The organism is Pseudomonas muyukensis, assembly GCF_019139535.1.
GTDB lineage: Bacteria > Pseudomonadota > Gammaproteobacteria > Pseudomonadales > Pseudomonadaceae > Aquipseudomonas > Aquipseudomonas muyukensis.
The window spans coordinates 497,722-514,425 of sequence record NZ_CP077073.1 but is presented as its reverse complement, the minus strand read 5'-3'; the positions used below and the strand labels follow the sequence as shown (position 1 = coordinate 514,425).

The following is a 16,704-nucleotide window of genomic DNA, read 5'->3' as shown; positions in this document are numbered from 1 at the left end:
TCGCTTAGAGACGAACTTGTCCTTCGAATACGCGAACGGCTGGGCCGGTCATCAATACGGGCGTGCCGGGGCCGGCCCATTCGATGTTCAGGCGTCCGCCCGGCAGGTCGATGGTCACCGGCGAATCCATCCAGCCTTGGCTGATGGCCGCCACGGCGGCGGCGCAGGCACCGGTGCCGCAGGCCAAGGTTTCACCGGCACCACGCTCCCACACCCGCAGGTTGGCGCGGTGACGGTCGAGCACCTGGATGAAGCCGGCGTTGACCCGCTGCGGGAAGCGCGGATGGTGCTCGATCTTCGGCCCCAGCTCGTGCACCGGCGCGCTGCGCACGTCATCGACACGCAGCACCGAGTGCGGGTTGCCCATGGACAGCGCGGCGATCTGGTGCACCTGGCCATCGACCTCCAACGCATAGCTTGGCGCCTGCTGGTCGGCGGCGAACGGGATCTCGGCCGGGGCGAAGCGCGGTGGGCCCATGTCGACGCAGACCTGGCCATCGTTGCGCACATCCAGCTCGATGATGCCGCCCTTGGTTTCGACGCGGATGCGCTTTTTCGCGGTCAGGCGCTTGTCCAGCACGAAGCGGGCGAAGCAGCGCGCGCCGTTGCCGCATTGTTCGACCTCGGAGCCGTCGGCGTTGAAGATCCGGTAGCGGAAGTCCACTTCCGGGTTGTTCGGCGCCTCGACGATCAGCAACTGGTCGAAGCCGATGCCGGTGTTGCGGTCACCCCATTGCTTGGCGTGCTTGGGTTGGATATGCGCGTGCTGGCTGACCAGGTCGAGGACCATGAAGTCGTTGCCCAGCCCATGCATTTTGGTAAAGCGCAGCAACATGGGCTTACTCCGGCAGCAGGCTTTCGCCGGCGAACAGTTCGGCGACGGTCTCGCGGCGGCGCACTTCGAAGGCCTGGTCGCCATCGACCAGCACTTCGGCGCAGCGGCCACGGGTGTTGTAGTTGGAGCTCATGACAAAACCATAGGCGCCCGCGGAGCGCACGGCCAGCAGGTCGCCCTCGGCGAGGTCGAGCACGCGGTCCTTGGCGAGGAAATCGCCGGTCTCGCAGATCGGCCCGACCAGGTCGTAGGCACGGCCTTCACCGTCACGGGGCTTGACCGCGCTGACGTCCATCCAGGCCTGGTACAGGGCTGGGCGGATCAGGTCGTTCATGGCCGCGTCGATGACCGCGAAGTCCTTGTGCTCGGTGTGCTTGAGGTATTCCACGCGGGTCAGCAGCACGCCGCCGTTGGCGACGATATAGCGGCCTGGCTCGAACACCAGGGCCAGGTCCCGCTCGCCGACGCGCTCGCGAATGGCCTGGATGTAGTCGGCCAGTCGCGGGGGCTGTTCGTCGCGGTAGCGCACGCCGACGCCGCCACCGAGGTCGAGGTGGCGCAGGTGGATGCCGCATTCGGCCAGGCGGTCGACCAGCACCAGCAGGCGGTCCAGGGCATCGAGGAAAGGTTCGACGCTGGTCAGTTGCGAGCCGATGTGGCAGTCGACACCGACCACCTCGAGGTTGGGCAACTGCGCGGCGCGCACGTAAAGCGCTTCGGCATCGGCGATGGCGATACCGAACTTGTTTTCCTTGAGACCGGTGGAGATGTACGGGTGGGTGCCGGCATCGACGTCCGGGTTGACCCGCAGCGATACCGGCGCCACCTTGCCCAGCTCGGCCGCTACCACTTGCAGGCGCTCGAGCTCGTCGGCGGACTCGACGTTGAAACAGTGCACGCCGACTTCCAGGGCGCGGCGCATGTCGGCGCGGGTCTTGCCGACCCCGGAGAACACCACGCGATCGGCGCGGCCACCGGCAGCCAGCACACGCTCCAGCTCCCCGCCCGAGACGATGTCGAAACCGGCGCCCAGGCGTGCCAGCAGGTTCAGCACGCCCAGGTTGGAGTTGGCCTTGACCGCGAAGCACACCAGGTGGTCGACCCCGTGCAGGGCCTCGGTGTAGCTACGGTACTGGGCCTCGATATGGGCGCGCGAATACACATAGGTGGGGGTGCCGAAGCGTTCGGCGAGCGCCGCCAGGGCCACCCCTTCGGCGAACAGTTCGCCGCCGCGGTAGTTGAATGCATCCATGGGATTTCCTTACTGAGCGGGCGACGGCTCAGCCTGCTCTTGCGGCTCCAGGTCCTGTTGCTGCTGCACAGGCTGGGCCCGCTGGTGCTGGTGCGACGACGACTTGCGCGGGCCTTTGCCGTCCTTGCCGTCTTCGGGCAGGTACAGGGGGCCTTTCTGGCCGCAGGCGGAAACGAGGCAGGCAACCGCGACCAGCGCCGCGACAGAGGAAATCAGGCGTTTCATGGGTGAAATCCTTGGAAATATGCAGTATTGCGGCCGAGTATACCGAGCGCCCACCTGATTGCCTATGCAAGGGTCGGCCCGCCTGGCGGGCTATGCTTGCCGGGCAAGCCGGCTGTCACAGCAACCCTTTGCTTTCCCGGCCCAGCGCCCGTATCGTGCCCGGCTTGCGTGTGTACAGCCATTTTTCGAGGTCCCTGCAATGAGTTTGAGCGAAGCGCGTTTCCACGATCTGGTCGACGCGACCCAACAGGCCCTGGAAGACCTGTTCGACGAGAGCGGCATGGACCTGGACATGGAGAACTCCGCCGGTGTGCTGACGGTCAAGTTCGACAACGGCAGCCAGCTGATCTTCAGCCGCCAGGAGCCACTGCGCCAGCTGTGGCTGGCCGACAAGTCGGGCGGCTTCCACTTCGACTACGACGAAGAAAACGGCAAGTGGACCTGCGAGAAGACCGAGGAACTGCTGGGCGAGATGCTCGAGCGCATCGTCTGGGAGCGAGCCGGCGAGAAGCTGGATTTCGACGAGATCTGAGATGAGCGACCAGCCTCGGCCAGCGAAGCCGCTCTACAGTAATGTCAGCCCGGCGGTGCCATCACCTTGTATCAATGTGTGTCGGCTGGATGAGCACAAGGTGTGTACCGGCTGCCATCGGCATGTCGAGCATATCCGCGAGTGGCGCTCGGCCGATGACCCGCGACGCCGGCAGATCTGCCTGGAAGCGTTGGCCCTGAAAAGCCAGGCGCAGGCATAACCCCAACGAAGGTGCGGGCTTGAGTATTTGCCCGGCTGTGGTAGTGTCGAGTTCAGCGTCGCTGACGCCAAAAGCATTTCGCAAACCCCGCCCTTGGGCGGGGTTTTGCTTTATCTGCCTGTAGAAAACTGCTTGTTCAAAGGAGTCTGACTGGATCATGAGCACCAAGCCTTCCCTCATCCTCACCCGCTTGGACGTGCAGCGTCTGGAGCGCCTGCTCGACAGCCTCGATGAAAGCACCCCGGGGGTGCTCGCCCTGCAGGACGAGCTGGACCGCGCCGAGCAGGTGGTCGGTCACGACGACGTGCCCGCCGGCGTGGTGACCATGAACTCGCGCGTGCACTGCCGCGAGATCGCCAGTGGCAAGGACTACCACCTGACCCTGGTGTACCCGAAGGACGCCGGGCCAGAAGGCAATGTCTCGATTCTCGCGCCGATCGGCTGCGCGCTGCTGGGCTTGTCGGTGGGCGACCAGATCGACTGGCCGGCCCCGGGTGGCAAGACCCTCAAGCTCGAATTGCTGGCGGTCGAGTACCAGCCGGAAGCGGCGGGTGACTTCGATCTTTGAGCTGCCTTAGCCGAGGTGCTGTGCCCGCACGCGGTTGGCGTGGATACAATTGTCGACCAGGCGGCTGCGCAGCGACCAGTCGGTGTTGATGATCCGGAAGCGCTGGATGTAGCTGTCCATGTCCCGGGACTCGAACCACTCGTCGATCTTGTCGCTGAAATCGTCGGGGGTGAAGATGAACTTGTTGTACTTGGCGCACTGGATCGAGCTCAGTGGCAGGCGGGACTGGGCGCCCATCGCGACTTCGTCCATGAATGCCTTCAGCCGGCGGGTGCTGGGGGTGTTCTCGCCTATCCAGCCATGGCGCACGCCATCCCAGTAATGATGGGGGGTCGGTCCGTTGTAGGCGATGACCAGGGTCCTGCCTGGGTGCTGCTGCCAGAGTTCATCCAGTGTCAGGGCGTTCATGTCCCAGTGGATCATGCGCGGCTCCAGATGTTCGTCGAGCAGTTGCTGGAACCGTGCGTGCTCCTCGGCATTGAACCTGTCGAACGCATGGAAATCCAGCACGATGATCTCCCTGGCGTTGGCAGGGTTCGCATAGAACTGCTCGAGGGCCATCACCACATCGCCCAGTACCGTGCGCCCTGAGGATGTCAGGTGGTACAGCTGGTAGCGCGCCGGCTGGTCGGGGGGGTACGAGCGGTGCGACTGCACGCGCAGGTCCAGCACGCGGATGCCACCGCGGATCTGCTCGATGCACGGGACGTCCTGGGTGATCTCCTGGGGGATGGAGAAGTTTGGCGCCTGCTTGTCCATGCCGGCGTCGTGGCTGCCCGGCAGAATCAGTTGGTCGATGCGCAGGCGCCCCAGCTCAGGGTGTGCGCCCATCCAGTTTTCGTTGTTCATATCACGCTCCTCATCAGGTTGGAGCGCGTAGGATGCGTCCTACAAATCAGGCCGTGGCAGCAGGAAACCGTTCCTGAACGGGAAGCCGTTTCAGGGTTCGTACGTTGCCTGCAACCGTTCCAAGCCCTCGTTGAGCGCCTGTTCCAACTGGCTTTTGTAGCGCAGGTAGAGGCTGGTCGAGCCTGGTTCGTCGCCCAGGAGTTCGGACAAGTCCAGGTCGGTGATGTAGCAGCGGTAGCTGCCAGGGCCCTGGCGTTGCCGCAGGATCTGCCGGGCGACCACCGCGTACAGGTGCTCGCCATGCTCCAGCTGGGAAAACTCCTGCTGGTCGCAATACAGGGTGACATGCACCTCATCGCCCACCCCGGCCTGGAGGATCGCCTGGACCTCGTAGTAGGGCTGGTTGTGGCCATCCTGCGGCGCCAGGCGTGGCTCGATGCCGCGCGCCTTGCCAGCGCCAGACGGCAGCAACTGGGCGTAGCGCAGCTCCAGCGCGGCCTGGGGCAGGCTGTCCAGTGGCAGCTGCGCGTCGCGGCGCATCAGCATCGATTGCAGGAAGCGCTGCAGCGGCAGCAGCAGGTGGCGTTCGTCCTGCAGCGGCAGGCGCTGCTGCCACAGGGCATTGTGCTCATCGAGGACATAGAGGTCGGCCCAGCCCTCGTACAGGCGGTAGAACACCTGGATGGCATGGGGCTGGCCCTGGGCCAGGACCAGCGGCAAGTCGCCGTCCTGCAGGGCGTTGCCATCCAGGTGCAGCGGGCTGTAGCGGCTACGCTCCTCGCCCAGGGCGGCGAGCACCTGCGCGGGGTCGTCGAAGGTGGCGAGGGTCACTTGCCCTGGCGTCAGCTCCAGGACATGGGTGTGCTCGGCCACTTGCACCAGGTAGCGCTGGTCGCGTTGCTGGTCGAGCAGCAATTGCGCGGTATCGAAGAGCTCCTCGACCCGCTGGCTGATGGCCTGGGCGCGGTTGTGGCAGTAGCAGCGCACCCGCAACCGCGGGCGGTGGCTGCGCTGGCCGAGGCTGTTGAGGAAGTCGCGCAGGCAGCGCAGCAGCGCGTGGTCGCCGTCGTAGCGTTGCACCAGTACCTCGTTCCAGCTGTTCAGGGTGATCTGGTCCAGGGTCAGCACCAGGTTCTCGCGCACCCCGGCATAGCTCAGCGAGTCGGTGCGCTCGGTGGTCATCAGGATGTTCAGGTCACGGTGGTGGCGCAGGGGATCGACCGCGACGTTGACCAGCAACAGGATTTCATCGGCCACGCTGGGTTGCAGCAGGCGCACCTCGCTGACCGGCTCCAGGGGCAGCGGCACGCCCTGCTGCAAGGCGCCGAGCAGGTTGAACAGCTCGAACTCGCTGAGGTCGCTGACCCCGGGGTGCAGGGCCAGGCGGGTGCTGCTGTCGATTACCCCGTTGCGGTGGGCCCAGGTGAGCAGCTCGAGCAGTTCGCGGCAGCGCTTGAGGGGGCTGAAGTGCTCCCATTCGTGCACCCCCAGGTTGCCGTTGTACAGCCCCCAATGGTGGGTGCCCGGCTCCTTGCGGTTGGCGGACTGGACCAGGGTCAGGGTGTCTTCGGCCAGGTCCGGGGCGATGCCCGGGTTGATCACTTCGATCTTGCCGGCCCGGCGCTCGAAGGCGGCATACAGGCGCCGTCCGAGCACATTCAGGTCGCGTTGGTCGGCACGGCTGTTGGCATTCTGCAGGCGGGCGAACTGGGTCAGGAAGCGGTAGCTGTGGTTGAGCTCGGCCACCAGCTCGCGGCGCTCCAGTGCCACCTGGCGCACCTTCCACTGGCTGCGGCTGTCGAGCAGGGTCAGCTGGCGTTCGTCCCAGCCCCACTCCGTGGCCAGGCGCGCCAGCAGTTGGCGCTGCCAGCCATGGCTGCGGCTGCGGTCGCTGAGCTTCTTGTTCACCTTCAGGTACAGGCTGCGCCGCACCAGCTCCAGGCGTACGTTTTCGCCGCGCTGTTGCAGGTAGCGCTCGATACGCCGGTAGACCATGACGTAGGGGTCCAGCTCGTCGAGGTCCAGCTGGTTGGCGAACACCGCCTGCTTGTAATCCAGGCTCAGGCAGCGCACGTCGGGGTGTTCGCTGGCATAGGCCTCGGTCAGCAGTAGCTTGAGCAGCGACTTGTAGGGCGAATCGATGCCCTTGTACAGCTGCCACAGCCCGGCACCGACGAACTCGCCGGGCGGGACCTGTGCCAGGTGGCCGAGGTCGAGGCCGTCCTGGGCGCGGATGAAGCGCTTGGACAGCAGGGTCTGGGTGTAGTCGCGGTAGTTGTGCTCCTGGTAGACCGGCACCAGCCACCACAACGGCGTGCGCCCGGCCAGCCAGATGGCGGTGCGGTAGAACTCGTCGAGCAGCAGGTAGTGCTGGGTGGTACCGCAGTCGTCCGAGCTGAGCTGGCTGTCGCGTTCGCCCTGGACGAAGCTTTGCGGCTCGATCAGGAAGCAGTGCGCCTCGGCGCCCAGGCTGGCGGCCCAGGCCTCGAGCAGCTGGCATTTGCGGCGCAATTCGGCCAGCGCCTGCTCGTCCAGGTCGGGGGCGTGGCATACCCACAGGTCCATGTCGCTTTGCTCGGCCTGGGCCAGGGTGCCCAGGCTGCCCATCAGGAACAGGCCATGGATCGGTTGTGGCGGGTTGCCATGGCGGGCCTTGTAGGTGAACGAGCGGGTCAGGCGCTGGGCCTCGGCCAGCAGCTCGGCGTCGGGTTCGAACCCCGACACGCCGGCGGGGGTGGCCCCCGAGACATAGCCCGGCAGCAGCGGGTGGTTGACATGGAAGAACAGCGGCAACAGCGTCAGCACCTGCTGTTGGCGCGTGGACAACCCTTCCATCGCCCGAGCGAGGCGGCCCTGATTGATCTTCAGGAAGCGCGCGCGCAGGCGCGACAGCTCCTTGCGGTCGATGCCTTGGTCAAGGTCGGGGCGGATTTCATGGGGGTGGTTCATTGCGCACTCAGGCAGGCCGGGGAGCAATGGCGAGTTTAGCCTGAGTGGCGCGGTCGGATAAGGGGTTGCTGGCTTTTTGACGTCAGATTACCAGCAGCGCTGCGCCTGCTCCGCTCCCTTAGGCGTCAGCCTTGCTGGCGAAGCAGGCGCCGACGCCTTCAGGCCGGCTGAGGCGTTTTCAGAACCCTGAGCAGCAATTGCACGCTCTCGGCGGCGTCGTTGCCCAGGCTGGTGAGGTAACCGCCGTCGGGCTGGTCAGTGAGACCTTTGTCGTGCAGGCGCTTGGCTGCGGCGACCAACGCCGGGGAGGCATCGCTGCACACCTTGATGCCTTCCTGGTGACTGTCCAGGTTGAACTGGGCAAGCACTTCCATTTCGGCGATCAGTTCGGGGTTGAAGGGCATGGGCTACTCCTGACTTCGAGACAAGGATGGAAGTCAGGAGTGTAGTCAGGTTTATTCGATGTCGCCTTGATCCGCCTCAGGTGGCAGCTCCGGCAGGGCGCGCAGGGCGGTTTCGTACCATTGGGTGTCGAACGGGCGGTCCTGGTCGAGCATGGCGTCGATCTCGATGGCCAGCACATGGGCCATGAGGTTGAGGATGTCTTCACGCTCGTAGCCGACCAGGCTCAGTTTGTTGAACGTCGCCTTGGCCGCGGGTGGCTCGCCGCTTTCGATCTGGTTCTCGATGGCCTGGGTCAGCGTGGCCTCGGCGAAATCTTCTTCATCATTGCCGTCGATGTCTTGGGGTTCGCGCATGGCGGTGCTCCTGTGGTGAGGCGCACAGTGTGCCACGCCTGCCTTGGCAATGCCCGGCCATCGACGGCGTGCATGGCACTGGCCAGGGCCGGGCAACGGGGCTATAACAGCCGGGCCAACCCCATACGGCCCTGGAGGCTGCTTCACATGCTCAAGCTTCATGGATTCGCGGTCAGCAACTACTACAACATGGTCAAGCTGGCGCTGCTGGAAAAAGGCCTGCCCTTCGAGGAGGTGCCGTTCTTCGGCGGCCAGACGCCCCAGGCCTTGGCGGTCAGCCCGCGCGGCAAGGTGCCGGTGCTGCAGACCGAGCATGGCTTCATCAGCGAGACCGGGGTGATCCTCGACTACCTCGAGCAGACCCAGCCAGGCAAGGCGCTGCTGCCGGCCGACGCCTTCGGCCAGGCCAAGGTGCGCGAGCTGCTGCGGGAGATCGAGCTGTACATCGAGCTGCCGGCGCGTACCTGCTACGCCGAGGCGTTCTTTGGCGCGGCGGTGGAGCCGTTGATCAAGGAGCGTGCCCGCGCGGACCTGCTCGCGGGCTTTGCCACCCTCAAGCGCAATGGCCAGTTCTCGCCTTATGTGGCGGGTGAGCAGTTGACCATCGCCGACCTGATGTTCTGCTTTTCGGTCGACCTGGCCTGCGCGGTGGGCAAGAAGGTGCTGAACCTCGACTTCCTGGCGGACTTCCCGCAGGCCGCGGCGTTGCTGGAGAAACTGCAGGGTAATCCACACATGGCGCGGATCGCGGCGGACAAGGACGCGGTGATGCCGGCGTTCCTGGAGATGATCAAGAGCGGCAAGCGCTGAGAAAGCAAGGGGCCGCTGTGCGGCCCATCGCTACAAAGTACCCGGTCCCTGCAGGCGCCGGCTTGTCGGCGATGGGCTGCACAGCAGCCCCTATTACGGTTTAACGCGAAGCCAGCAGCGTTTGGCCGCGAGCCACCGCCGCACGCACCTGCGCCGGCGCAGTACCACCGATGTGGTTACGGGCGTTGACCGAACCCTCGAGGGTCAGCACGGCGAACACGTCCTGCTCGATCTGGTCGCTGAACTGGCGCAGTTCGTCCAGGCTCATCTCGGCCAGGTCCTTGCCGTTGTCCACGCCGTATTTCACGGCATGGCCGACGATTTCGTGGCAATCACGGAACGGCAGGCCGCGGCGCACCAGGTAGTCGGCCAGGTCCGTGGCGGTGGAGAAGCCGCGCAGGGCCGCCTCGCGCATGATGGCGTGCTTGGGCTTGATGGCCGGGATCATGTCGGCGAAGGCGCGCAGCGAGTCGCGCAGGGTGTCGGCGGCGTCGAACAGCGGCTCCTTGTCTTCCTGGTTGTCCTTGTTGTAGGCCAGTGGCTGGCCTTTCATCAGGGTCAGCAGGCCGGTCAGCGCGCCGAACACCCGGCCGCTCTTGCCGCGCACCAGCTCCGGCACGTCCGGGTTCTTCTTCTGCGGCATGATCGAGCTGCCGGTGCAGAAGCGATCGGGCAGGTCGATGAACTGGAACTGCGCGCTGGTCCACAGCACCAGCTCTTCGGAGAAGCGCGACAGGTGCATCATGGCGATGCTGGCGGCGGCGCAGAATTCGATGGCGAAGTCACGGTCCGAGACGCCGTCCAGCGAGTTGCCGGCCACGGCTTCGAAGCCCAGCAGCTTGCAGGTCAGCTCGCGGTCGATCGGGTAGGTGGTGCCGGCCAGGGCGGCGCTGCCCAGGGGCATGCGGTTGGCGCGCTTGCGGCAGTCGACCAGGCGCTCATAGTCGCGGCTGAGCATCTCGAACCAGGCCAGCAGGTGGTGACCGAAGGTCACCGGCTGGGCGGTCTGCAGGTGGGTGAAGCCGGGCATGATGGTCTCGGCTTCACGCTCGGCCTGCTCCAGCAGGCCTTTTTGCAGGCGGGTGACCTCGGCCAGGATCAGGTCGATCTCGTCACGCAGCCACAGGCGGATGTCGGTGGCCACCTGGTCGTTGCGGCTGCGCCCGGTGTGCAGCTTCTTGCCGGTGATGCCGATGCGGTCGGTCAGGCGCGCCTCGATGTTCATGTGCACGTCTTCGAGGTCGACGCGCCAGTCGAAGGTGCCGGCCTCGATTTCACCCTGGATGGTCTTCAGGCCGTCGATGATGGTGTCGCGTTCGGCGTCGCTGAGCACGCCGACCTGCGCCAGCATGGTGGCGTGGGCGATCGAACCCATGATGTCGTGGCGGTACAGGCGCTTGTCGAAATCGACCGAGGCGGTGAAGCGGGCGACGAAGGCGTCGACGGGCTCACTGAAGCGGCCGCCCCAGGACTGATTGGTCTTGTCGGTGCTCATGGATTCACTCGTTGAAGGGGTGAACGGAAAAAGTGCCGCGATCATAGCAGGGTTGCGCCCGCCACCGCAGGGGGCGCTGGTCGTGAGAAACGTCCCAGGGCCGGGGGTGCGGCATATTCAACGATTGAACGGCAGTGTTCCACGGAGCGTCTACAGTTGGACAGAGGACTGGCGGTGAATCTGCCGGACCAGTGAATCTTTGGCCTTCGCACCGGTCTGTAGCGTGACCGCATTTCGGTCATCCCACACTTGTCTACGCTATACCCGTGCGAGACTCACTCAGGAATCCAGCGCAATTATGAATGTCCTGATCGTTGATGATGAACCCCAGGCCCGCGAGCGCTTGAGCCGGCTGCTCGGCGAGCTGGAGGGCTATACCGTGATGGAGCCCAGCGCCACCAACGGCGAGGAGGCCCTGGCCCTGATCGAAAGCCTCAAGCCCGACGTGGTGCTGCTGGATATCGGCATGCCTGGCCTGGACGGGCTGCAGGTCGCCGCCCGCCTGTGCGAGCGCGAAGCGCCGCCGGCCGTGGTGTTCTGCACCGGCGACGATGAATACGGCAGCCAGGCCTTCAAGGACAGCACCCTCAGCCATGTCGACAAACCGATCCAGGCCCAGGCCCTGCGCGACGCGCTGCGCCGCGCCGAGAAGCCCAACCGGGCGCAACTGGCGGCCTTGACCCGCCCGGCCAGCGACGCCGGGGGCGGCCCGCGCAGCCATATCAGCGCCCGTACCCGCAAGGGCATCGAGCTGATCCCGCTGCCCCAGGTGATCTATTTCATTGCCGACCACAAGTACGTCACCCTGCGCCACGAGGCCGGCGAGGTACTGCTCGACGAACCGCTCAAGGCGCTGGAAGACGAGTTCGGCGAGCGCTTTGTTCGCATCCACCGCAACGCACTGGTCGCCCGCGAGCGCATCGAGCGCCTGCAGCGCACGCCGCTGGGGCATTTCCAGCTTTATTTGAGGGGGCTCGACGGCGATGCCCTGACGGTAAGCCGGCGGCATGTGGCCGGGGTGCGCAAGATGATGCAGGCCCTGCACTGACTCACCCTCGACTGCGTGGGGGCGGGTTTGCCCGGCGGCTCAAGCCCCTTCCACGTGGCGCTTTGCTGATCTGAATCTGCGGGAACCGCGGGAGGAACTGTTATCATCGGCGGTATTTCTCTGGTTCGGTGCGCTCCATGTCCACTCGCGAAATCCGCATTGCCACCCGTAAAAGTGCCCTGGCCCTGTGGCAGGCCGAATATGTCAAAGCCCGCCTGGAGCAGGCCCACCCCGGCATCCAGGTGACCCTGGTGCCCATGGTCAGCCGCGGCGACAAGCTGCTCGACGCGCCGCTGGCGAAGATCGGCGGCAAGGGCCTGTTCGTCAAGGAGCTGGAAACCGCGCTGCTGGACAACCAGGCCGACATCGCCGTGCACTCGATGAAGGATGTGCCCATGGACTTCCCCGAAGGCCTGGGCCTGTACTGCATCTGCGAGCGCGAAGACCCACGTGACGCCTTCGTCTCCAATACCTTCGAAAGCCTCGAGGCGCTGCCGGCCGGCAGCATCGTCGGCACCTCCAGCCTGCGCCGCCAGGCCCAGTTGCTGGCACGCCGGCCGGACCTGAAAATCCAGTTCCTGCGCGGTAACGTCAACACCCGCCTGGCCAAGCTCGATGCCGGCGAGTACGACGCCATCATCCTCGCTGCCGCCGGCCTGATTCGCCTCGGCTTCGAAGAGCGCATCACCTCCACCATCAGTGTCGACCATAGCCTGCCGGCCGGCGGCCAGGGCGCCGTGGGCATCGAGTGCCGCAGCGCCGACCGCGAGATCCATGCGCTGCTGGCGCCGCTGCATCACCTCGATACCGCCGACCGCGTGATCGCCGAGCGTGCCCTGAACAAGCGCCTCAATGGCGGCTGCCAGGTGCCGATTGCCTGCTACGCAGTGCTCGAAGGCGAGCAACTGTGGCTGCGTGGCCTGGTCGGGCAACCGTCCGGTGGCACGCTGCTGGTGGCTGACGCCCGTGCGCCGCGTGGCAAGGCCGAAGCCCTGGGCGTGCAGGTCGCCGAGGACCTGCTCGGCCAGGGTGCCGAGGCGATCCTCCAGGAAGTCTATGGCGAGGCCGGCCACCCGTGAGCCCCTGGCGCCTGCTGCTGACTCGCCCCGAAGAGGACTGCGCGGCACTGGCGCAGGCCCTGGCAGAGGCGGGCATTGCCAGCGCGAGCTTGCCGTTGCTGACCATCGAGGCCCTCGAACAGGGCCCGGCGCAACGGCTGGGCCTGCAGGCCATCGGCCAGGCGCGGGCGATCATCGTGGTGAGCAAGCCGGCAGCCCGCCTGCTGCTCGAGGCCCTGGACCGCGCGGGCATCGCAGTGCCGCCCACGGGGTGGTTCACGGTGGGCGAGGCCACGGCACGGGTGTTGCAGGAACGTGGGCTTTTGGTGACTTTCCCTACAGCCGGTGACGACAGCGAGGCCTTGCTTTGCCTGCCTGCCCTGCGCGAGGCTGCCAGCTTTCCTACAGCCCGTGTCGTGATTGTCCGTGGCGAGGGAGGTCGCGAACTGCTGGCCGAGCGTCTTGCCGAGCAAGGTGCTAGTGTCGATTATCTGGAACTGTATCGGCGCAGCCTGCCGCATTACCCGCCTGGCACCCTGGTGCAGCGCGTCGTTGGGGAACGCCTCAACGGCCTAGTGGTCAGCAGTGGGCAGGGGCTTGAACACCTGCACCGGCTGGCGGGCGTCGATTGGCCATGGCTGTCGCGCCTGCCGCTGTTCGTGCCCAGCCCGCGTGTGGCCGACCAGGCCCGCGCCCTGGGCGCTCGAGAAATTGTGGATTGCCGTGGCGCCAGTGCCGCGGCCTTGCTGGCAGCCGTGCAGCGAACCGCTGCGCCTGCCCCTTAAGGCGCTAAGCTTCACAGCGATGCGCACCCTGCAAAGGATGGATACGTGAGCGAAACTGTCTTGTCCAACACCGAACAGCCCAAGGCGTCCGAAGCGCCGAACACCACTACCGCCACGCCCGCCCGACGCTCCGGCAGCGGCTTGGCGCTGCTTGCGCTGCTGCTGGGCGCCGCCGGGGTCGCGGTTGGCGGCTGGGGCGCCTGGCAGGTGCGGCAGCTGCAAGGCAGCGAGCAAGGCCAGGGCGAACACCTGCAAGCCTTGAATCAACGCGCTGACGCCTTGCAGCAGCGTGAGCAGCAGCTCACTGCGCAACTGGCCAGCCTGCCGGCGGCCAGCGAGCTGGAAGACCGTCGGCGCCTGGTGGCGCAACTGCAGGGCGACCAGCAGCGCCTGAGCCAGCGCCTGGAGACCGCGCTTGGCGAAAGCCGCAAGGAGTGGCGCCTGGCCGAGGCCGAGCATTTGCTGCGCCTGGCGACCCTGCGCCTGTCGGCGCTGCAGGACATCGCCAGCGCCAAGGCGCTGGTCGAAGGCGCCGATGAAATCCTCCGCGAGCAAAGCGACCCAGGGGCCTTCGCCGCCCGTGAGCAGCTGGCGCGCAGCCTGGCCACGCTCTCCAGCACCCAGCAGCCGGACCGTACCGGCCTGTTCCTCAAGCTGGCCGCCCAGCGCGAGCAGGTCCAGCATCTCAGCGCCCAGTCGCCGGAGTTCGATGGCAAGGCCGATGCCCTGGGCGCGCTGACGGCCGATGGCGACGGCGCCAGCCGCTGGTCACAGTGGTGGGCGCAGATCTCCAAGTACTTCCAGATCGAATTCAACGCCGACGACAATGTGCGCCCGTTGCTGTCCGGGCAGTCGCTCAACCAGCTGCGCCTGGCCCTGAGCCTGACCATCGAGCAGGCCCAGTGGGCGGCGCTCAACGGTGAGGCAAAGGTATACGCCCAGGCCCTGGACGATGCGCGCAGCGTGTTGCTGGCCAACTTCAACGCGGACAACCCGCAGAGCAAGGCCATGCTCGACAGCCTCAACCAGCTGGCCGAACAACCGGTGTCGGTGGTCACGCCTGACTTGAGCGAAAGCCTGGTCGCGGTGCAGGCCTATATCCAGCGGCGGCACCAGCCGGCCAGCGCCGAGGGGGCCAAGCCATGAAGCGTGTCTACCTGCTGGCGGTGCTGGCGATCGTCATCGCCGCGGCGCTGGGCATCGCCATCGCCAAGCACAGCGGCTATGTGCTGATCGCCTATGGCGGTTTCCGTTACCAGTCGGGGCTATGGGCCGCGCTGGGGGCATTGGCCGGGCTGGTCGTGCTGCTGTTGCTGCTGCGCTACCTGGTCGGTCTGGTGCTGACCTCAAGCGGTGTGGTCAACCCATGGTCGCGGCGCAACCGCAGCCGGCGTACCCGCATCGCCGTCGAGCAAGGCCAGCTGGATCTGGCCGAGGGCCGCTGGGCAAGCGCGCAACGGCACCTGCAACGGGCCGCCGAGTCCGACCGCCAGCCCCTGCTGTATTACCTTGGCGCCGCCCGCGCGGCCAACGAACAGGGCCGTGTCGACGACCGCGACAACCTGCTCGAACGCGCCCTGGAGCGCCAGCCCCAGGCCGAACTGGCGATTGCCTTGACTCACGCCCAGTTGCAAATGGACCGTGGCGAGAACGACGGCGCGCTCGAAGCCCTGCAGGCCATGCAGGAGCGTCACCCGCACAATGCCCAGGTGCTGCGCCTGTTGCAGCGCCTGCACCTGGAACGCGGCGACTGGCCGGCACTGATTCGCCTGCTGCCAGACCTGCGCAAGCACAAGGTGCTGCCGCCGGCCGAGCTGGCAGATCTGGAGCAGCGTGCCTGGGGTCAGAACCTGGGCCTGGCGGCCAGCCGTGGCGAGGACCCGCAGACTGCCCGCCAGGCACTGGAGCGGGCCTGGCAGCAACTGACGGCGGCCCAGCGCCAAGAGCCTCAGCTGGTGTCGGCGTATGCCGAGCAATTGCGTCAGAGCGGTGCCCAAGGCGAGGCCGAACAGGTGCTGCGGGCTGCGCTCAAGCGCGGCTATGAGAGCCACCTGGCGCGGTTGTATGGCCTGGTGCGCGGCGATGACCCGGCGCGCCAGCTACAGGTTGCCGAGGGGTGGCTCAAGGAACACCCGCAAGACCCTAGCCTGTTGCTGACCCTGGGGCGCCTGAGCTTGCAGAACCGTCTGTGGGGCAAGGCACGCGACTACCTGGAGAGCAGCCTGCGCCTGGAGCGCAACCCGGAGGCCTGTGCGGAGCTGGCGCGGTTGTTGGCCGGGCTGGGCGAAACGGAGCGCAGCAACCAGCTGTTCCAGGAAGGCCTCGGGTTGCTGGACGAGCGCCTGCTGGCCCTGCCCTTGCCGGAAGGCGTGCGGGCCTGACCACCCGCCGTTCGCACTTTCTCTAGGCGCCTTGCTGGCGAACCAGGCGCGCATTGGCGGCACCGGCTGTGCCGGTGTTCGCCGATGCCAACGCGCTAATGCCGTGCTGTTGACTGCATCTGCCTGCTTGTCAGAACTTTCCTGCTTCCCACAGAATCAATTCTGAGCCCATTCAGCGACTTGTCCCCGCTGTAGCGCCTTGATACAAAGCGCACCTTTCCTCTACCGTTTTCACCATCCTCCCTGACTCGCGGACACCCCTTGCCCATGTCGCTGGCCTGCTTGCGCAGCTTTTACCTTCCTGCCCTCCTGATTGCCCTGGGGGTGCTGGTCGCCTCGTTCCGGCTCGAATCGGTGGTTGGCCTGATCCCCTGCGCGCTGTGTTTCAGCCAGCGTCTGATGCTCGGCCTGTATGCCTTGGCGAGCCTGGCGGCGGTGCTGCATGCCCCGCGCTCGTGGGCCAAGCGCGGCTATGCCTGGCTGACCTTGGCCACCGCCGTGGCCGGGGCGTTGCTGGCGGGGCGGCATGTCTGGTTGCAGAGCGACCCGTCGCCCAGCGCCGGTTGCCACCTGCCGCTGGAGCAGCTCGTGCAGCGGCCCTTGGGCGAGATCCTGCACATGTTCGTGTTGGGCAGCCCCGATTGCGTCTCCATCAGCTGGAGCTTCCTCGACCTGACCTTGCCCGAATGGAGCCTGCTGGCCTTTTTGCTGCTGGCCGCGCTGCCCGCGTCCTGGCTGGTGGCGTATCGATTCCGCAAGGGCGCGCTGCGTTGACCCAGGGCAATGCCCGCCGCGTTGTTCGACCAGTGGTGCGGGCGAAAGGGATTAAACGCTTGTATGAACTTTGTCTGCTGCGTACCTTGATGGGCAGGTCGCGCGGGCATAATCTCCCAGCACGCCCACCGAAAATACAACTGCTCGATGCCGTTTGCTGATGTC

General features: G+C 66.2%; 18 protein-coding genes. 10 read left to right on the top strand and 8 right to left on the bottom strand.

Annotation, left to right across the window (positions count from 1 at the left end):
- Positions 1-4: 4 nt before the first annotated feature.
- The 3 genes from dapF to lptM are packed head-to-tail and all read right to left on the bottom strand — an operon-like array spanning position 5 to position 2,312.
- Positions 5-835 carry a diaminopimelate epimerase gene (dapF, locus tag KSS95_RS02400; RefSeq protein WP_217851335.1) on the bottom strand — a complete coding sequence of 277 codons (831 nt, stop codon included), beginning with the start codon at positions 833-835 and terminating at the stop codon, positions 5-7.
- A 4-nt stretch (positions 836-839) separates the two neighbouring features.
- Positions 840-2,087, bottom strand: coding sequence for a diaminopimelate decarboxylase (lysA, locus tag KSS95_RS02395; protein WP_217851333.1), 1,248 nt, complete (start codon positions 2,085-2,087; stop codon positions 840-842).
- A gap of 9 nt (positions 2,088-2,096) precedes the next feature.
- Entirely contained in the window at positions 2,097-2,312 is a 216-nt protein-coding gene (gene lptM / locus KSS95_RS02390; protein WP_217851331.1) for an LPS translocon maturation chaperone LptM, read from the bottom strand.
- 199 nt (positions 2,313-2,511) lie between these two features.
- Here lptM and cyaY point away from each other — a divergent pair, with 199 nt between their 5' ends.
- The 3 genes from cyaY (at position 2,512) to rnk (ending at position 3,632) form a co-directional block, all read left to right on the top strand.
- A complete protein-coding gene (cyaY, locus tag KSS95_RS02385) occupies positions 2,512-2,844 on the top strand; it encodes an iron donor protein CyaY (RefSeq protein ID WP_217851329.1) in 333 nt (110 codons plus the stop codon).
- Position 2,845: 1 nt separating this feature from the next.
- Positions 2,846-3,064, top strand: coding sequence for a DUF1289 domain-containing protein (locus KSS95_RS02380; protein ID WP_217851327.1), 219 nt, complete (start codon positions 2,846-2,848; stop codon positions 3,062-3,064).
- 157 nt (positions 3,065-3,221) lie between these two features.
- Positions 3,222-3,632, top strand: coding sequence for a nucleoside diphosphate kinase regulator (gene rnk / locus KSS95_RS02375; RefSeq protein ID WP_217851325.1), 411 nt, complete (start codon positions 3,222-3,224; stop codon positions 3,630-3,632).
- A gap of 6 nt (positions 3,633-3,638) precedes the next feature.
- Here rnk and KSS95_RS02370 read toward each other — a convergent pair whose 3' ends face one another.
- From KSS95_RS02370 to KSS95_RS02355, 4 genes are all read right to left on the bottom strand, one after another.
- On the bottom strand, positions 3,639-4,481 hold the full coding sequence (locus KSS95_RS02370) for a PI-PLC domain-containing protein (RefSeq protein ID WP_217851323.1): 843 nt from the start codon (positions 4,479-4,481) through the stop codon (positions 3,639-3,641).
- A 90-nt stretch (positions 4,482-4,571) separates the two neighbouring features.
- Positions 4,572-7,430 carry a class I adenylate cyclase gene (locus tag KSS95_RS02365; RefSeq protein ID WP_217851321.1) on the bottom strand — a complete coding sequence of 953 codons (2,859 nt, stop codon included), beginning with the start codon at positions 7,428-7,430 and terminating at the stop codon, positions 4,572-4,574.
- Between the two features lie 158 nt (positions 7,431-7,588).
- The gene (locus KSS95_RS02360) at positions 7,589-7,834 is read right to left on the bottom strand and encodes a TIGR02647 family protein (RefSeq protein ID WP_217851315.1); all 246 of its coding nucleotides are present in this window, start codon (positions 7,832-7,834) and stop codon (positions 7,589-7,591) included.
- A 51-nt stretch (positions 7,835-7,885) separates the two neighbouring features.
- Positions 7,886-8,188, bottom strand: a complete 303-nt coding sequence (locus tag KSS95_RS02355) for a hypothetical protein (protein WP_217851313.1) — start codon at positions 8,186-8,188, stop codon at positions 7,886-7,888.
- Between the two features lie 147 nt (positions 8,189-8,335).
- Between KSS95_RS02355 and KSS95_RS02350 the strand changes: the two genes are divergently transcribed.
- Positions 8,336-8,998 (top strand): glutathione S-transferase, encoded by a 663-nt coding sequence (locus KSS95_RS02350; RefSeq protein ID WP_217851311.1) that lies wholly within the window; start codon positions 8,336-8,338, stop codon positions 8,996-8,998.
- 100 nt (positions 8,999-9,098) lie between these two features.
- Here the strand turns inward: KSS95_RS02350 and argH are convergent, their stop codons facing one another.
- The gene (gene argH / locus KSS95_RS02345; protein ID WP_217851310.1) at positions 9,099-10,493 is read right to left on the bottom strand and encodes an argininosuccinate lyase; all 1,395 of its coding nucleotides are present in this window, start codon (positions 10,491-10,493) and stop codon (positions 9,099-9,101) included.
- Between the two features lie 298 nt (positions 10,494-10,791).
- On the opposite strand from argH, the gene KSS95_RS02340 reads away from it, so the two are divergent.
- From KSS95_RS02340 to KSS95_RS02320, 6 genes are all read left to right on the top strand, one after another.
- The gene (locus KSS95_RS02340; RefSeq protein WP_217851308.1) at positions 10,792-11,541 is read left to right on the top strand and encodes a LytR/AlgR family response regulator transcription factor; all 750 of its coding nucleotides are present in this window, start codon (positions 10,792-10,794) and stop codon (positions 11,539-11,541) included.
- A gap of 137 nt (positions 11,542-11,678) precedes the next feature.
- Complete coding sequence (gene hemC, locus KSS95_RS02335; protein WP_217851306.1) at positions 11,679-12,620, top strand: hydroxymethylbilane synthase; 942 nt, start codon at positions 11,679-11,681, stop codon at positions 12,618-12,620.
- Positions 12,617-13,384 carry a uroporphyrinogen-III synthase gene (locus KSS95_RS24535; protein ID WP_225935556.1) on the top strand — a complete coding sequence of 256 codons (768 nt, stop codon included), beginning with the start codon at positions 12,617-12,619 and terminating at the stop codon, positions 13,382-13,384. Before hemC ends, KSS95_RS24535 begins: the two co-directional genes overlap by 4 nt.
- Before the next feature lie 45 nt (positions 13,385-13,429).
- The gene (locus tag KSS95_RS24530) at positions 13,430-14,530 is read left to right on the top strand and encodes a uroporphyrinogen-III C-methyltransferase (RefSeq protein WP_225935555.1); all 1,101 of its coding nucleotides are present in this window, start codon (positions 13,430-13,432) and stop codon (positions 14,528-14,530) included.
- The gene (locus KSS95_RS02325) at positions 14,527-15,765 is read left to right on the top strand and encodes a heme biosynthesis HemY N-terminal domain-containing protein (RefSeq protein ID WP_217851304.1); all 1,239 of its coding nucleotides are present in this window, start codon (positions 14,527-14,529) and stop codon (positions 15,763-15,765) included. The genes KSS95_RS24530 and KSS95_RS02325 overlap by 4 nt, the downstream gene beginning before the upstream one ends.
- 267 nt (positions 15,766-16,032) lie before the next feature.
- Positions 16,033-16,539 (top strand): disulfide bond formation protein B, encoded by a 507-nt coding sequence (locus tag KSS95_RS02320; RefSeq protein WP_217851303.1) that lies wholly within the window; start codon positions 16,033-16,035, stop codon positions 16,537-16,539.
- Positions 16,540-16,704: the final 165 nt, after the last annotated feature.

Coding starts and splice junctions, on each gene's coding strand:
- dapF (WP_217851335.1), bottom strand. CDS start 835: ATGTTGCTGCGCTTTACCAAAATGCATGGGCTGGGCAACGACTTCATG.
- lysA (WP_217851333.1), bottom strand. CDS start 2,087: ATGGATGCATTCAACTACCGCGGCGGCGAACTGTTCGCCGAAGGGGTG.
- lptM (WP_217851331.1), bottom strand. CDS start 2,312: ATGAAACGCCTGATTTCCTCTGTCGCGGCGCTGGTCGCGGTTGCCTGC.
- cyaY (WP_217851329.1), top strand. CDS start 2,512: ATGAGTTTGAGCGAAGCGCGTTTCCACGATCTGGTCGACGCGACCCAA.
- KSS95_RS02380 (WP_217851327.1), top strand. CDS start 2,846: ATGAGCGACCAGCCTCGGCCAGCGAAGCCGCTCTACAGTAATGTCAGC.
- rnk (WP_217851325.1), top strand. CDS start 3,222: ATGAGCACCAAGCCTTCCCTCATCCTCACCCGCTTGGACGTGCAGCGT.
- KSS95_RS02370 (WP_217851323.1), bottom strand. CDS start 4,481: ATGAACAACGAAAACTGGATGGGCGCACACCCTGAGCTGGGGCGCCTG.
- KSS95_RS02365 (WP_217851321.1), bottom strand. CDS start 7,430: ATGAACCACCCCCATGAAATCCGCCCCGACCTTGACCAAGGCATCGAC.
- KSS95_RS02360 (WP_217851315.1), bottom strand. CDS start 7,834: ATGCCCTTCAACCCCGAACTGATCGCCGAAATGGAAGTGCTTGCCCAG.
- KSS95_RS02355 (WP_217851313.1), bottom strand. CDS start 8,188: ATGCGCGAACCCCAAGACATCGACGGCAATGATGAAGAAGATTTCGCC.
- KSS95_RS02350 (WP_217851311.1), top strand. CDS start 8,336: ATGCTCAAGCTTCATGGATTCGCGGTCAGCAACTACTACAACATGGTC.
- argH (WP_217851310.1), bottom strand. CDS start 10,493: ATGAGCACCGACAAGACCAATCAGTCCTGGGGCGGCCGCTTCAGTGAG.
- KSS95_RS02340 (WP_217851308.1), top strand. CDS start 10,792: ATGAATGTCCTGATCGTTGATGATGAACCCCAGGCCCGCGAGCGCTTG.
- hemC (WP_217851306.1), top strand. CDS start 11,679: ATGTCCACTCGCGAAATCCGCATTGCCACCCGTAAAAGTGCCCTGGCC.
- KSS95_RS02325 (WP_217851304.1), top strand. CDS start 14,527: ATGAAGCGTGTCTACCTGCTGGCGGTGCTGGCGATCGTCATCGCCGCG.
- KSS95_RS02320 (WP_217851303.1), top strand. CDS start 16,033: ATGTCGCTGGCCTGCTTGCGCAGCTTTTACCTTCCTGCCCTCCTGATT.